We start from the raw sequence: 13,565 nt of genomic DNA, 5'->3' as shown, positions 1-13,565 counted from the left end.
GCCAGGAAGGCGTTGGGGCCGACCTCCAGCCCGCCGCCGACCCGGCGGGTGAAGTGCACGCCGAGGAAGGGGTACGCCGGGTCGGGCACCGGATAGACCATGCCCCGGACCAGGCCCTCCTTGGCCGGCGCCACCCGCATGTACTCGCCCCGGAACGGCACGATGCGCGGCGTCGCGGGCGCGCCCACCAGCCGGCCGAGCCGGTCGGACTGCAGCCCCGCGCAGAGCACGAGCTCCGCGACCCGGTGCCGGCCACCGGTGGTGAGCACGTCGAGTCCGCCCGCCACCCGCTGCACCGCGGTCACCTCCGCGCCGAGGCGGACCTCTCCCCCGGCCGCCACGATCTCGCGCGCCATCGCCTCGGCGACGGCGACGTAGTCGGTGATCGCCGTGCGCGGCGAGTGCAGCGCGACCAGGCCGGCGGCGTACGGCTCCACCTCGCGGATCGCGGAGCCGTCGAGACGGCGCAGGCCGGGCACGCCGTTGTCCCGCGCGGTCCGCTCCAGCAGGTCGAACCGGGGGAGCTCGGTCTCGTCGACGGCGACGACGAGCTTGCCGCACTCCTCGAACGCCAGTCCCTGCTCGGCGCAGTAGTCGCGCATCAGCAGCCGTCCCCGGGTGCACAGCCGGGCCTTGAGACTGCCCGGGCGGTAGTAGATCCCGGCATGCACCACGCCGGAGTTGTGGCCGGTCTGGTGCACGGTGACCCGGTCCTCCCTCTCGAGGAGGACGACCCTGGTCCCCGGGCGTCGCCGGACCAGCTCCCGGCCGACGGCCAGGCCGAGGATGCCGCCACCGACGATGCCGACGCTCGATGCGCTCACCTGGCCATCATCGCGGGCACGCGATGATGGGCGGGTGAACCCCTCCGCGCAGATCGACATCGACGCCCCGCTCGCCGTCGTGTGGGACGTCATGACCGACACCGAGCGGTACGGCGAGTGGAACCCCTTCGTGGAGCGGGCCGACACCGCGCTGCCCCCGGCGGTCGGCAACCCGATCGTGCTGCACGTGGTGTGGGCCGACGGCCGGCGTACCCGCTCGCCGGAGCGGATCACCGCGCTGGACGGGCCGACGACCGACGCCAGCGGTACGACGACGGCGCTGATGTCCTACGTCTACGAGGGCCTGCCGGCGCGGCTCGGCCTGGTGAGAGGGGTGCGCCACCAGCGCCTCACCCAGCGACCGGGCGGGCCGACGACGTACGACACCGTCGAGGAGTTCCGCGGCCCGCTCGTCCGCCTCGCCGGCCCGGGCCGGGTGGCCGACGGCTTCCGTCGCCACGCGGAGGGGCTCAAGCGGGAGGCGGAGCGGCGGGCGTCCTCGCCGGCGGGATGAGGCCGGCGGCGTTCTTGGCGGCCCACAGCGCGAACCCGAACACGGCGACCCCGCACGCGATGTCGGCCAGCACGTGCGCCTGGCGCCACCAGACCATGTCGGCGGCGCCGGGAACGGTGTAGTGGGCGATGCCGACCAGGCCGGAGAGCGAGTAGCCGGTGAGCGCGATCGCCGCCGAGGTGATGTGGCGGCGGAACCACAGCAGCAGCCCGACCGCCCCGAACGCCGTGAACACGAACCAGCCGACCGCCACGAGCGTCGCCGACGGCGCGGGCACGGCCGCGTCGGGACCGGGCACCGGGTAGTCGTCGTAGTTGACGTAGTTGTCGACGTAGTGGACGACCGACACCAGGACCGCGACCACGAGCAGCCAGCACAGGACCCGAGTCGCCCGCAGATAGCTCACCGACCCACCCTATGCGGGGGCGGCGACGCGGTATGTAACTCGGTGTTCGTGCGACTACCACGGTCTCCTGACCGGTCAGGACTCCCTGGTAGTCGCACGAACACCGAGTTACATGACCCCCGGCCTACGCCGACACCACCTCCGGCCGCGCGAGCCCGAGCACCGAGACGGCGGTCGCGCCGGTGGTCGGGCTGAGCCACACCCGGCTGCCGAGCTCGAGGTCGAGGGCGCGGGCGTGGGTGCGGGAGAGCACGACGAGGACCGGCTCCTCCTGACCCGGTACGTCGACGGTGAGGCGCACCTCGAAGCCGACGCGCAGCGCGCGCTGGACCACGCCGGGCGTCGAGCCGGGGACGCCCGGGGACACCGCGACCTCGATGTCGTGGGGGCGCAGTCGCAGGGGCCCGAGCCGGGTCACCGCGCCGAGGAAGCCCATCACGAAGTCGTTGGCCGGCTCGTCGTAGAGCTGGTCGGGCGTGCCGATCTGCTCGATCCGGCCCTGGTTGATGACCACGATCTCGTCGGCGACCTCGAGGGCCTCCTCCTGGTCGTGGGTGACGAACACCGTCGTCACGTGCACCTCGTCGTGCAGGCGGCGCAGCCACTCGCGCAGCTCCTTGCGGACCTGGGCGTCCAGCGCGCCGAACGGCTCGTCGAGCAGCAGCACGCTCGGCTCGACGGCGAGGGCCCGGGCGAGGGCGAGGCGCTGGCGCTGGCCGCCGGAGAGCTGCGAGGGCAGCCGGTGCGCGAACTGGGAGAGGTGCACGAGCTCGAGCAGCTCGGCGACCTTCGCCTTCACCTCGGCCTTGGGGCGCTTGCGGATCTCGAGGCCGAAGGCGACGTTCTTCGCGACCGTCATGTGCTTGAACACGGCGTAGTGCTGGAACACGAAGCCGACGTTGCGCTTCTGCGGCGGCAGCTTCGTGGCGTCCACGCCCTCGATGTCGACGCTGCCGCTGTCGGCCGACTCGAGCCCGGCGATGATGCGCAGCAGCGTGGACTTGCCGCCGCCGCTGGGCCCGAGCAGGGCGGTCAGCTGCCCGGTCGGCAGGGACACGTTGATGTCGTCGAGTGCGACGAAGTCGCCGTAGCGCTTCCCGACACCCCGTACTTCGATGCTCATGAGCGATCCTCCTTGCGGATCAGGGAGACGACGACGAGGGCCAGCACGGAGGCGAGCACGAGCACGAACGCGGCGGCGTACGCCGTGGGCTCCTCGAAGTTGGTGTAGCGGTTCTGGATGAGGATGGTGGCGGTCTCGCCACGGAGCTCGGCGCCGGGGCTGACGATCTTGACCGCGCCGAACTCGCCGAGCGAGCGCGCCAGGCTCAGCACGACGCCGTACACGACCGCCCACTTGATGCTGGGCAGGGTGATCCGGCGGAAGGTCTGCCAGCCGTTGGCCCCGAGGCTGCTGGCGGCGAGCTCGGCGTCGGTGCCGATCTCCTCCAGCACGGGGACGACCTCGCGGATCACCAGCGGCAGGCTGACGAAGGCGGTGGCCATGATCATGCCCGGCGTGCTGCCGATGATGAAGATGCCCGCCGACTCCAGCACGCCGCCGAACCAGCCCTGGCCGCTGCTGTAGGCGAGCACCAGCGCGAGGCCCACGACGACCGGGGACACCGACATCGGGATGTCGACGAGGACGGAGAGGACGCGCCGGCCCGGGAACCTGTAGCGCGTCAGCAGCAGCGAGATGCCCACGCCGAAGACGGTGTTGATCACGACCGCCCAGAAGGCGCAGGTCGCGGTCAGCCCGAAGGCATAGGTCACGCTCGGGTCCTGCAGTCGCTCGAGGAACGCGCCCAGGCCGGCCTCGGCGCCCTGCTCGAGCGGCGCGAAGGTCCGTGAGGCGACCTCCCACAGCGGCCACACGACGAGCACCGCGAGGTAGGCGAGGACGAAGGTGCGCAGCAGGTAGGTCACCGGGCCGCGGCGGGCGCGGAGCGAGGTCTCAGCCACGGCGCGCCACCCTCCGCGAGAAGAGGTCGAGACCCACGATCGTCACGATCGCCACCAGCAGGAGCAGGACGGCGACCGCGGCGGCGCCGGCCTGGTTGTCACCCTCGATGAACTTGAGGATCTTCAGCGAGGCCACCTCGGTCCGGTACGGCGTGTTGCCGGAGATCAGCACGAGCGAGCCGAACTCGCTGATCGCCCTCGCGAAGCCGAGCGACGAGCCGGCGGTGATGGCCGGCACCAGGCTCGGCAGGATGATCCGCCGGAAGGTGGTCGCCCGGGACGCCCCGAGGGACGCTGCCGCCTCCTCGACGTCCGCGTCGAGCTCGATGAGCACCGGCTGGACGGTCCGCACCACGAACGGCAGCGTCACGAACAGCAGGGCCAGGAAGATGCCCTGGCGGGTGTTGACGATGTCGATGCCGACGGGGCTCTCCGGGCCGTACAGGCTGAGCAGGACCAGGCCGGCGACGATCGTCGGCAGCGCGAACGGGATGTCGATGACGACGTCGAGGACCCGCTTGCCGACGAACTGGTCGCGCACCAGCACCCACGCGACGACGGTCCCGATGACCGCGTTGACGACGGTGACCGCGGCGGCCTCGACGACCGTGAGCCGCAGGGCGGCGAAGGTCTGCGCGTCGGTCAGGGTGCCCCAGAAGGCGCCCCACCCGCCGGCGGCCGCCGCGCCGACGACGGCGGCCAGCGGCAGCAGGACCAGCACGCTGAACCAGACCAGCGCCACCTCGAGCCCCACGCCCGAGGTGGGGGTCAGGCGGAGCAGCCCGCTGGACCGGCTCGTCGTGCGAGCCGGCCCAGCGGGAGCGACGAGTGTGTCGGTCACTGCTTGGTCGCCTCGGCGTACAGCTGGTCGAAGCGCAGCTTCTCGCCGTCCTTGCCGAACCACTCGGCGTTGATGGCGCTCCAGCCGCCGAGGTCGGCGGCCGTGCTGAGCGAGGCCGGCGTCGGGAACGGGTCGCTCGGGTCGTTGGCGCCGTCGACCTCGATGCCGGAGATGTCGAGGTCGCCGACCGGGCGGAAGCCCTTCTCCACGAACGCGGTCTGCCCCGCGTCGCTGAGGAGGAAGTCCAGCCAGTCCGTCGCCACCGGGTCGGCGTCCTTCAGCACGGCGCCCGGGTTCTCGATCAGGAAGGTGTGCTCGGGGACGATGTAGTCCAGGTCCTCACCGTTCTGCTTGGCCAGGATCGCCTCGTTCTCGTAGGTGAGGAGCACGTTGCCGACGCCCTTCTTGAAGGCCTCGGTCGCCTCGCGGCCGCTGGCGGCCCAGGTGGTGACGTTCTTGAAGACCTTCTTCAAGAAGGCGTTGGCCTCCTCCTCGCTCGCGCCGTTCTGCTTGGCGTAGGTGTAGAGCGCGAGGATGTTCCATTTGGCCGAGCCGGAGCTGGCCGGGTCGGGGGTGACGATCTTGACGTCGTCGCGGGTCAGGTCGCCCCAGTCCTTGATGCCGAGCGGGTTGCCCTTCTGGGTGGCGATCACGGCCACCGAGCTGGAGACGATGCCCTTGTTGGGTCCGGCGTTCCAGTCGTCGGCCACGAGGCCGGCGTCCACGAGGCGGGTCAGGTCGGGCTCGAGGGAGAACACGACGTAGTCGACGTCCTTGCCCTTGGTGTCGGCCACCTTGCGGCTCTGGTCGCCCGACGGGCCGTACGAGCCGGAGAACCGGACGTCCTTGCCGGACTCGGTCTTGGCGAACTCCGCCGCCGCGGCCTTGTTCCCGGCCTCGGGTACGGCGAAGCCGACGATGTTGACCGTCGTGCCCGTGTCATCGGCCCCACCGGCGCTGCTGCACGCCGCCGCGGAGAACGCGGTCAGTGCTCCCACCACACCGAGGGCGACGGCCCTGATCGATCTCTTCATTGCACCATTCCTTGCTGCTTCGGCCGGCCTCTCGGGGGACCGGTCTTTAAATCCAATAGGAATAATACACATAAGTGAATTAGGAGACTCACTCATGAGCACCTCGCACCCCCTGACATGACCGAAGTCACCCCGGGCCGACTGCACTCGAGGCGCCCAGCAGGCGGCATCGACCCCGCCGCGCGACGGCGGCCGACTATCGTGGGCAGCAGCCTTCGGGCCGGAGCCGACCGGGCGGCCGGCGCGCCCGCTGGACAGGTGTCCAGACTGCAAGTGGAACGTGTTCTAGGTTGCCCCTAGAATCGACCCCGGAAGCCGTCGTCGAGCCCTCGAGGCGCGTCGACGCCGAGAGAAGTGGAGCAGGTGTGAGCCAGACCAAGCAGGTCAAGCAGCTGGACCGGGTGATCATCCGGTTCGCCGGTGACTCCGGCGACGGCATGCAGCTGACCGGTGACCGGTTCACCCAGGAGTCGGCCGTGTTCGGCAACGACCTGGTGACGCTGCCCAACTTCCCGGCCGAGATCCGGGCGCCCCAGGGCACCATCCCGGGCGTGTCGTCGTTCCAGATCCACTTCGCCGACCACGACATCCTCACCGCGGGCGACCGGCCCGACGTCCTGGTGGCGATGAACCCGGCCGCGCTGAAGGCCAACGTCGGCGACCTGCCCAGTGGGGCGACGATCATCGTCGACACCCACGACTTCACCAAGCGCAACCTCGACAAGGCCGGCTACTCCTCCAACCCGCTGGACAAGCTCGGCGAGGTCGACGACATCCTCGCCGGCTTCCAGGTCCAGCCCGTCGACCTGACCGGGATCACGGTCGAGGCGGTCAAGGAGTTCGGCCTGTCCCGCAAGGACGCCGCCCGGGCCAAGAACATGTTCGCCCTGGGCCTGCTGTCGTGGATGTACGGCCGCCCGACCGAGCCGACGATCGCGTTCCTCGAGCGGAAGTTCGCCAAGGTCGCCGACATCCTCGGCGCCAACATCGCCGCGTTCAAGGCCGGCTGGAACTACGGCGAGACCACCGAGACCTTCGTGGTCCAGTACGAGATCAAGCCGGCGAAGATGAACGCCGGCACCTACCGCAACATCACCGGCAACCTGGCGCTGTCCTATGGCCTCGTGGCCGCGGGCGTGCGCTCCGGGCTCCCCGTGTTCCTGGGCTCCTACCCGATCACCCCCGCCTCGGACATCCTCCACGAGCTGTCCAAGCACAAGGCCTTCGGCGTGACCACGCTGCAGGCCGAGGACGAGATCGCCGGCATCGGTGCGGCGATCGGCGCCTCCTTCGCGGGCCAGCTCGGCGTCACCACCACGTCCGGCCCCGGGATCGCGCTGAAGTCCGAGGCCATCGGCCTGGCCGTCATGACCGAGCTGCCCCTGGTCGTGATCAACGTCCAGCGCGGCGGCCCCTCCACCGGTCTGCCGACCAAGACCGAGCAGGCCGACCTGCTGCAGGCGATGTACGGCCGCAACGGCGAGGCGCCGGTGCCGATCGTCGCGCCCCAGTCGCCGGGCGACTGCTTCACCGCCGCGGTCGAGGCCGCGCGGATCGCGATCACCTACCGCACCCCCGTCTTCCTGCTCTCCGACGGCTACCTCGCCAACGGCTCCGAGCCCTGGGCCGTCCCGTCCGTCGACGACCTGCCCCGGATCGACCCCGGATTCGCGACCGGGACCAACCACCCCTCCACCGACGCCAAGGGCAACCAGGTCGACGACTTCTGGCCCTACCTCCGCGACGAGGAGACCCTCGCCCGTCCCTGGGCCATTCCCGGGACCGCCGGCCTCGAGCACCGCATCGGCGGACTCGAGAAGGCCGGAACCCTCGAGGACGGCCACGGCAACATCTCCTACGACCCCGCCAACCACGACGCGATGGTGCGGCTGCGCCAGGAGAAGGTGCAGCGCATCGCCGACTCCCTGGCCCCGCTCGAGGTCGACGACGCCTCCGGCGAGGCGAAGGTCCTCGTCATCGGCTGGGGCTCGACGTACGGCCCGATCGGCGCCGCCTGCCGCCGGGTGCGCCGGGCCGGGCACAACGTGGCGCAGGTCCACCTGCGCCACCTCAACCCGTTCCCCAAGGACCTCGGCGACATCCTGCGCCGCTACGACAAGGTGCTGGTCCCCGAGATGAACCTCGGCCAGCTGTCGAAGATGCTGCGGGCCGAATACCTCGTCGACGCCCAGGGCTACAACCACGTCTACGGCCTGCCCCTCAAGGCCGCCGAGCTCGCCGAGGCCATCGGCGCGCTCGTCGGCGAGGCCGAGGGCAAGCACGTCGACCTCGGTGAGCACGGCACCAACCCACCGTCCGACCACGAGGAGGCCCCGACCTCATGAGCACCGTCGACCTGCCCCTGCCCCGGCTGGGCACCGCCCTGGTGCCCCGGCTCGACGAGGGCGAGACCCAGACCGGCAAGGACTTCTCCTCCGACCAGGAGGTCCGCTGGTGCCCCGGCTGCGGCGACTACGCCGTCCTCAAGGCCGTGCAGTCCTTCCTGCCCGACCTCGGCCTGCGCCGCGAGAACATCGTCTTCGTCTCCGGCATCGGCTGCTCGAGCCGGTTCCCGTACTACCTCGACACCTACGGCATGCACTCCATCCACGGCCGCGCCCCGTCGATCGCCACCGGCATCGCCACCGCCCGTGAGGACCTCTCCGTCTGGGTCGTCACCGGCGACGGCGACGCGCTGTCCATCGGCGGCAACCACCTCATCCACGCGCTGCGCCGCAACGTCAACATGACGATCCTGCTGTTCAACAACCGGATCTACGGCCTGACCAAGGGTCAGTACTCCCCCACCTCCGAGGTCGGCAAGGTCACCAAGTCCACGCCCGTGGGCTCGCTCGACCACCCGTTCAACCCGGTCTCCCTGGCGCTCGGGGCGGAGGCATCCTTCGTGGCCCGCACCATCGACTCCGACCGCAAGCACCTCACCGCGGTCCTCGCCGCCGCGGCCGCCCACCGCGGCACCTCGCTCGTCGAGATCTACCAGAACTGCCCGATCTTCAACGACGGCGCCTTCGACGCCATCAAGGACCGCGACAACGCCCACGCCCTGATCCCGCTCACCCACGGGCAGCCGATCACCTTCGGTGTGCGCGACGAGGAGACCGGTCTGGGCGACCAGGCGCTGGTGCGCAGCGCCGGCGGTGGGGTCGAGGTCGCCGACACCGCGTCGGTCCCGGTCGAGCGGATCGTCGTCCACGACGCCCACGACCCGGACCCGTCCAGCGCGTTCGCGATCTCCCGGCTGACCGACGCGGGCTACCTCAACCGCAGCCCGATCGGCATCTTCCGCCAGGTCGAGCGCCCGACGTACGACGACCAGGCGCGCGCCCAGGTCACCGGCGCCAGCGAGGCGGCCGCTGCCCAGGGCAGCCCCGAGGAGCGGCTGACCGCGCTGATCAACGCGGGCGACACCTGGACGATCGACTGAGGATCGACCGAGGATCGATTCAGGGTCTCCGCCCGGAACGCACGAAGGGGCCCCGCCGACGGCGGGGCCCCTTCGTCATGTCGCTCGGATCAGTAGCAGGTGATCTTGCCGACCGGGAGGACGGTCTTGTCGTAGCCGTTGATCGCCTTCAGCACGAGGCGGTACTTGCTGTTGCAGGGACCGTCGAACTTCATCTTGAAGAAGCCGTCGCCGACGCGGGCGCGGTCCCTCTTGAAGTTGTGCCAGCTGCCGCCACGCTTCTTCTGCTGCAGCTTGATCTTGAGGCCCTGGTAGGTCGGCGCGCTGCCGCTGACCACGAACCGCCCGCTGTTGCGGATCTCGTGGGCGTTGTAGGTGACCGGGTGCGGGCCCAGGGTGCGCTCCGCGGCCGTCGCGGCGGTGGCGCCACTCGGCGCCACGGTGAATCCGAGCAGGGCCGCGGTGAGGACCGCCGCCAGCACGGAGATGATGCGAGTGAATCGCATAAGGGACTCCCCCTCGAGATCGGGTTCGTGAGTGGACACGACCTTCGTGCCCATCTGGTCGCGACCCGAAACCACCTCGGAGAGGCAGCCGCCCGGTCGCTAGGGTCCTCAGTGTGTCTGAGGAGCGCCGCGGATTCACCCTCGGGGTGCTCGCCTACCTGATCTGGGGCGCGTTCCCGCTGTACTGGCCGCTGCTCGAGCCGAGCGGCGCCGTCGAGATCCTCGCCCACCGCATGGTGTGGTCGCTGGTCGTCATGGGCGTGCTGGTCGTCGCGCTGCGTCGTACGGCGGCCCTGCGAGCGATCCTGCGCGACCGGCGTACGACGCTGCTCCTGATCGTCGCGGCCGCGACGATCACCTCGAACTGGGGGACCTACATCTACGGCGTCAACAGCGACCGCGTGGTCGAGACGTCGCTGGGCTACTTCATCAACCCGCTCGTCACCGTGCTGATGGGCGTGCTGTTCCTCGGTGAGCGGCTGCGTCCGGTGCAGTGGACGGCTCTGGCCATCGGCTTCGTCGCGGTCGCCGTGCTCACCGTCGACTACGGGCGCCCGCCGGTGATCGCCCTGGTGCTGGCCTTCTCCTTCGGCACCTACGGCCTGGCGAAGAAGTCAGCCGGGGTCGGCGCGATCGAGAGCCTGACCTTCGAGACCGCCGTGATCGCGCCCTTCGCGCTCGCCTACCTGATGTGGCTCGGGACCACCGGCGGCGCGCACTTCACCAGCGAGGGCCCCGGCCACATCGCCCTGCTCGTCGCCAGCGGAGTCATCACCGCCGTCCCCCTGCTCTGCTTCGGTGCCGCCGCCACCCGGGTCTCGATGACGACGCTCGGCCTGCTGCAGTACCTCGCGCCGATCCTGCAGTTCGCCCTCGGCGTCACCGTGCTCGGCGAGGAGATGCCGCCCGGCCGCTGGCTCGGGTTCGGCCTCGTCTGGCTCGCCCTCGCCGTGTTCACGGTCGAGGCGCTGCGCCACCACCGCCGCCAACTCGCCCTGGCCGCGGAGGCCTGCGCGATCTGACCGCGTCCTGGCCCAGGGCCCTAGGCCGACCGCACCGCGACGACGTCGGCGAACGCCTCGAGGGCGGAGCGGACGGAGCCCTCGGGGAGGGCCTGGAGGAGCTCCTTGGCCTCCTGGGCGCGGGCGACGACGTACTCCCTCGCCTGGTCCATGGCCGGGTGCTTGCGGAGCAGGTCGAGCGCCTCGGCGTGCAGGTCCGCGTCGCCCGCGAGATCGCTGCGGTCGGGGTCGAGGAGCTCGAGGAGGCGGGCGTCGGCCGGGTCGGTGGAGGCGCGGGCCATCAGCACCGGCAGCGTGGGCACGCCCTCCTTGAGGTCGGTGCCGGGCGTCTTGCCCGACTCCTCGCTCTCGGAGGCGATGTCGAGGATGTCGTCGGAGAGCTGGAAGGCGCTGCCGACGAGCTCGCCGTAGGCCGTGAGCGCGGCGACGATCTCGGGCGAGGCGCCCGAGAACAGCGCGCCGTAGCGGGCCGAGGTCGCGATCAGCGAGCCGGTCTTGCCGGCCACCACCTCGAGGTAGTGGGCGAGCGCGTCCTCGTCGGGCCCGGGCTTCACCGTCTCGAGGATCTGGCCCTCGACCAGGCGGGTGAAGGTCTCCGCCTGGATCCGCACGGCGTCCGGCCCGAGCTGGGCGGTCAGCTCCGAGGACTTCGCGAAGAGCCAGTCGCCGGTGAGGATCGCGACCAGGTTGTCGTAGCGGGCGTTGGCCGAGTCCTCGCCGCGGCGCAGGGCCGCCTCGTCCATGACGTCGTCGTGGTAGAGCGAGCCGACGTGGGTGATCTCCACGACGCAGGCGGCGGTGAGGACCTCGTCGGCGTCGGGGCGCGGGCCGGCCTCGGCCGCGAGGAGCACGAGCAGGGGACGGAAGCGCTTGCCGCCGGCGGCCAGCAGGTGCCGCGCCGCCTCGGTGACGTACGGCGCCCGGCTGGACGCGTGCCCGTAGAGGGCCTCCTCGACGGTGGCCATCCGCGCCCGCAGGCGGTCGGCGAGAGCGGAGTCGTCGATCGGGAGTGCAAGCTCGGCCCCAGGAGTCTTCACCTGATGAAGTCTCCCGCACGGGTCACGAGATCGAGAACCGGGCCCGGCACGACACCCATCACCAGCGTCGCCACCAGGCACACCCCGATCGTGCCGGAGGTCAGCAACGAGGACCGGGTGACGACCCCGACGCCGTCCGCACTGGGCTCGGTGAAGAACATCAGCCGGATGTGGCGCACGTAGAACGTGATGGCCAGGATGCTGCAGGCGATCGCCACCAGCACCACCGGCCACGCCCCCGCGGACAGCGCCGAGGTGAAGACCGCCCACTTGCCGATGAAGCCCGCGGTGAGCGGGATGCCGGCCATGGAGAGCAGGAAGAACGCGAACGCCCCGGCGACCAGCGGGGAGGTGCGACCCAGGCCGGCCCAGCGCTCGTACGCCGTCGCCTCGCCTCCGGTGTCACGGACCAGCGTCACGATGGCGAAGGCGCCGATCATCGCGAAGCCGTAGGTGGTGAGGTAGAAGAGCACGCCCTCGAGCGAGGTGTACTGGCCCTCGGCGAGCTCGCCGGCGCTCTGCACGCCGAGCACGCCGACCAGGATGAAGCCGGTGTGCGCGACCGAGGAGTAGGCCAGCATCCGCTTGACGTCGTTCTGCACGATGGCGAGCACGGCGCCGAGGACCATCGAGGCGATCGCGATCACCCAGAGCATCGGCTGCCAGCTCCAGACCTCGCCACCGAAGGCGACGTAGAGCAGGCGGAGCAGGGCACCGAAGGCGGCGACCTTGGTGCCGGCGGCCATGAAGGCGGTGACGGCGGTCGGAGCGCCCTGGTAGACGTCCGGGGTCCAGGCCTGGAACGGTGCGGCGCCGACCTTGAACAGCAGGCCCACGGCCAGCAGTCCGATGCCGGCGAGCAGGAGCCCGTGGTTGGCCGAGCCCGCCCGGACGGCCTCGTTGATGCCGGCGAAGCTGACCGAGCCCGCGTAGCCGTAGACCAGCGCGGCGCCGTACAGGAAGAAGCCGGAGGCGAAGGCGCCGAGGAGGAAGTACTTCATCGCCGCCTCCTGGCTCAGCAGGCGGCGGCGCCGGGCCAGGCCGCAGAGCAGGTAGAGCGGCAGGGAGAGGATCTCCAGCGCGACGAACATGGTGAGCAGGTCGCCGGAGGCCGGGAAGAGGAGCATGCCGCCGACGGCGAAGAGCAGCAGCGGGTAGACCTCGGTGTGCTCCAGACCGCGGGTCGACGCCTCGCGCTCCCCCTCGGAGCCGGGCAGGGCGGCCGCCTGGCCGGTGAACGCCGACACGCCACCCTCGAGCCGCTGCTCGGCGAAGAGCGCGATGCCGCCCAGGGCGAAGACGAGGAGCAGGCCCCACAGGTAGACGGTCGGGCCGTCGACCACGACGCTGCCCATCGCGCCGACCAGACCGCGTCCCTCGGCGCCGCCGGCGCCCTGGTGGGCGTCGAGGTCCCTGCCGACGACGACGGTGAGGACGAGTGCCGCCACGACGGTGACCAGGGCCAGCGCGACCTGCGGCAGACGGCGGGTGCCACGCGGCAGGAAGGCCTCCAGCGCGACGCCGACGCAGGCCCCACCGAGGACGATGAGGAGCGGCAGCAGCTCGAAGTACTCGAGCTCGGGCTTCACGAACTCCATCAGTGGGCCCCCTCACCCTCGTGCTCGGCATCGAGATCGGCATCGACGACCGTCGGGGCGTCGTCGTGGACCCCCACCTGCTCCATCAGGTCGCCCACCATCGGGTTGCTCACGTCGAGCAGCGGCGCCGGGTAGAACCCGAAGAACACCAGCGCCACCATGAGCGGGGCGACGGCGGCGAGCTCACGAGCGCCGAGGTCGCGCGTGCCCTCGGCCTCGACCGGCGTGGGACCGGTCATCGTGCGCTGGTACATCCACAGCACGTAGATCGCGGACAGCACCACCGCCGTGACGGCGATCGCGCCGACGTACCAGGCGAGGTCGAAGGCGGCGACGAACACCAGGAACTCGCTGACGAACGGCGAGAGGCCGGGCAGGCCGAGGGTGGCGAGAC

Annotated in this window: 13 protein-coding genes and 1 pseudogene; 4 read left to right on the top strand and 10 right to left on the bottom strand. The window is 71.0% G+C overall.

Going from position 1 to position 13,565, the window contains the following annotated elements:
- The coding region (gene lhgO / locus FHP29_RS19455) for an L-2-hydroxyglutarate oxidase (protein WP_240044660.1) at nucleotides 1-824 on the bottom strand (824 nt) is incomplete at its 3' end.
- A gap of 34 nt (nucleotides 825-858) precedes the next feature.
- On the opposite strand from lhgO, the gene FHP29_RS19450 reads away from it, so the two are divergent.
- A complete protein-coding gene (locus FHP29_RS19450) occupies nucleotides 859-1,338 on the top strand; it encodes an SRPBCC domain-containing protein (RefSeq protein WP_158296648.1) in 480 nt (159 codons plus the stop codon).
- On the opposite strand, the gene FHP29_RS19445 is transcribed toward FHP29_RS19450, so the two are convergent.
- From FHP29_RS19445 to FHP29_RS19425, 5 genes are all read right to left on the bottom strand, one after another.
- Nucleotides 1,295-1,744 carry a hypothetical protein gene (locus tag FHP29_RS19445; protein WP_139624520.1) on the bottom strand — a complete coding sequence of 150 codons (450 nt, stop codon included), beginning with the start codon at nucleotides 1,742-1,744 and terminating at the stop codon, nucleotides 1,295-1,297. The two genes, FHP29_RS19450 and FHP29_RS19445, sit on opposite strands and share 44 nt — an antisense overlap.
- 124 nt (nucleotides 1,745-1,868) lie before the next feature.
- Nucleotides 1,869-2,867, bottom strand: a complete 999-nt coding sequence (locus FHP29_RS19440; RefSeq protein WP_139624519.1) for a sulfate/molybdate ABC transporter ATP-binding protein — start codon at nucleotides 2,865-2,867, stop codon at nucleotides 1,869-1,871.
- Complete coding sequence (locus FHP29_RS19435) at nucleotides 2,864-3,709, bottom strand: sulfate ABC transporter permease (RefSeq protein ID WP_240044620.1); 846 nt, start codon at nucleotides 3,707-3,709, stop codon at nucleotides 2,864-2,866. The genes FHP29_RS19440 and FHP29_RS19435 overlap by 4 nt, the downstream gene beginning before the upstream one ends.
- Nucleotides 3,702-4,550 (bottom strand): sulfate ABC transporter permease subunit CysT, encoded by an 849-nt coding sequence (gene cysT / locus FHP29_RS19430; protein WP_139624518.1) that lies wholly within the window; start codon nucleotides 4,548-4,550, stop codon nucleotides 3,702-3,704. The genes FHP29_RS19435 and cysT overlap by 8 nt, the downstream gene beginning before the upstream one ends.
- Nucleotides 4,547-5,584 carry an extracellular solute-binding protein gene (locus tag FHP29_RS19425; RefSeq protein ID WP_139624517.1) on the bottom strand — a complete coding sequence of 346 codons (1,038 nt, stop codon included), beginning with the start codon at nucleotides 5,582-5,584 and terminating at the stop codon, nucleotides 4,547-4,549. The genes cysT and FHP29_RS19425 overlap by 4 nt, the downstream gene beginning before the upstream one ends.
- 365 nt (nucleotides 5,585-5,949) lie before the next feature.
- Here FHP29_RS19425 and FHP29_RS19420 point away from each other — a divergent pair, with 365 nt between their 5' ends.
- Together FHP29_RS19420 and FHP29_RS19415 are read left to right on the top strand one after the other, a co-directional pair.
- Nucleotides 5,950-7,929: a 2-oxoacid:acceptor oxidoreductase subunit alpha gene (locus tag FHP29_RS19420; RefSeq protein WP_240044619.1), complete on the top strand. Its 1,980-nt coding sequence runs from the start codon at nucleotides 5,950-5,952 to the stop codon at nucleotides 7,927-7,929.
- Nucleotides 7,926-9,029, top strand: coding sequence for a 2-oxoacid:ferredoxin oxidoreductase subunit beta (locus tag FHP29_RS19415; protein ID WP_139624515.1), 1,104 nt, complete (start codon nucleotides 7,926-7,928; stop codon nucleotides 9,027-9,029). The genes FHP29_RS19420 and FHP29_RS19415 overlap by 4 nt, the downstream gene beginning before the upstream one ends.
- Before the next feature lie 89 nt (nucleotides 9,030-9,118).
- On the opposite strand, the gene FHP29_RS19410 is transcribed toward FHP29_RS19415, so the two are convergent.
- Complete coding sequence (locus tag FHP29_RS19410; RefSeq protein ID WP_139624514.1) at nucleotides 9,119-9,514, bottom strand: hypothetical protein; 396 nt, start codon at nucleotides 9,512-9,514, stop codon at nucleotides 9,119-9,121.
- A 113-nt stretch (nucleotides 9,515-9,627) separates the two neighbouring features.
- On the opposite strand from FHP29_RS19410, the gene rarD reads away from it, so the two are divergent.
- Complete coding sequence (rarD, locus tag FHP29_RS19405; RefSeq protein WP_139624513.1) at nucleotides 9,628-10,536, top strand: EamA family transporter RarD; 909 nt, start codon at nucleotides 9,628-9,630, stop codon at nucleotides 10,534-10,536.
- A 20-nt stretch (nucleotides 10,537-10,556) separates the two neighbouring features.
- On the opposite strand, the gene FHP29_RS19400 is transcribed toward rarD, so the two are convergent.
- From FHP29_RS19400 to FHP29_RS22985, 3 genes and pseudogenes are all read right to left on the bottom strand, one after another.
- Entirely contained in the window at nucleotides 10,557-11,501 is a 945-nt protein-coding gene (locus FHP29_RS19400) for a polyprenyl synthetase family protein (protein ID WP_139624892.1), read from the bottom strand.
- 68 nt (nucleotides 11,502-11,569) lie between these two features.
- Nucleotides 11,570-13,171: an NADH-quinone oxidoreductase subunit NuoN gene (gene nuoN / locus FHP29_RS19395; protein WP_139624512.1), complete on the bottom strand. Its 1,602-nt coding sequence runs from the start codon at nucleotides 13,169-13,171 to the stop codon at nucleotides 11,570-11,572.
- Nucleotides 13,171-13,565 (bottom strand): annotated as a pseudogene (locus FHP29_RS22985) (NADH-quinone oxidoreductase subunit M); the annotation flags it as partial. The pseudogene FHP29_RS22985 and the gene nuoN, both read right to left, overlap by 1 nt.

This window comes from Nocardioides albidus, from assembly GCF_006335005.1.
GTDB lineage: Bacteria > Actinomycetota > Actinomycetes > Propionibacteriales > Nocardioidaceae > Nocardioides > Nocardioides albidus.
This window is presented reverse-complemented; position numbering and strand designations above follow the sequence as displayed.

Excerpts from the sequence above, each read along its gene's own strand:
- FHP29_RS19440 (WP_139624519.1), bottom strand. The coding sequence starts at position 2,867 with ATGAGCATCGAAGTACGGGGTGTCGGGAAGCGCTACGGCGACTTCGTC.
- FHP29_RS19425 (WP_139624517.1), bottom strand. The coding sequence starts at position 5,584 with ATGAAGAGATCGATCAGGGCCGTCGCCCTCGGTGTGGTGGGAGCACTG.
- FHP29_RS19415 (WP_139624515.1), top strand. The coding sequence starts at position 7,926 with ATGAGCACCGTCGACCTGCCCCTGCCCCGGCTGGGCACCGCCCTGGTG.
- FHP29_RS19410 (WP_139624514.1), bottom strand. The coding sequence starts at position 9,514 with ATGCGATTCACTCGCATCATCTCCGTGCTGGCGGCGGTCCTCACCGCG.
- FHP29_RS19400 (WP_139624892.1), bottom strand. The coding sequence starts at position 11,501 with ATGGCCACCGTCGAGGAGGCCCTCTACGGGCACGCGTCCAGCCGGGCG.
- nuoN (WP_139624512.1), bottom strand. The coding sequence starts at position 13,171 with ATGGAGTTCGTGAAGCCCGAGCTCGAGTACTTCGAGCTGCTGCCGCTC.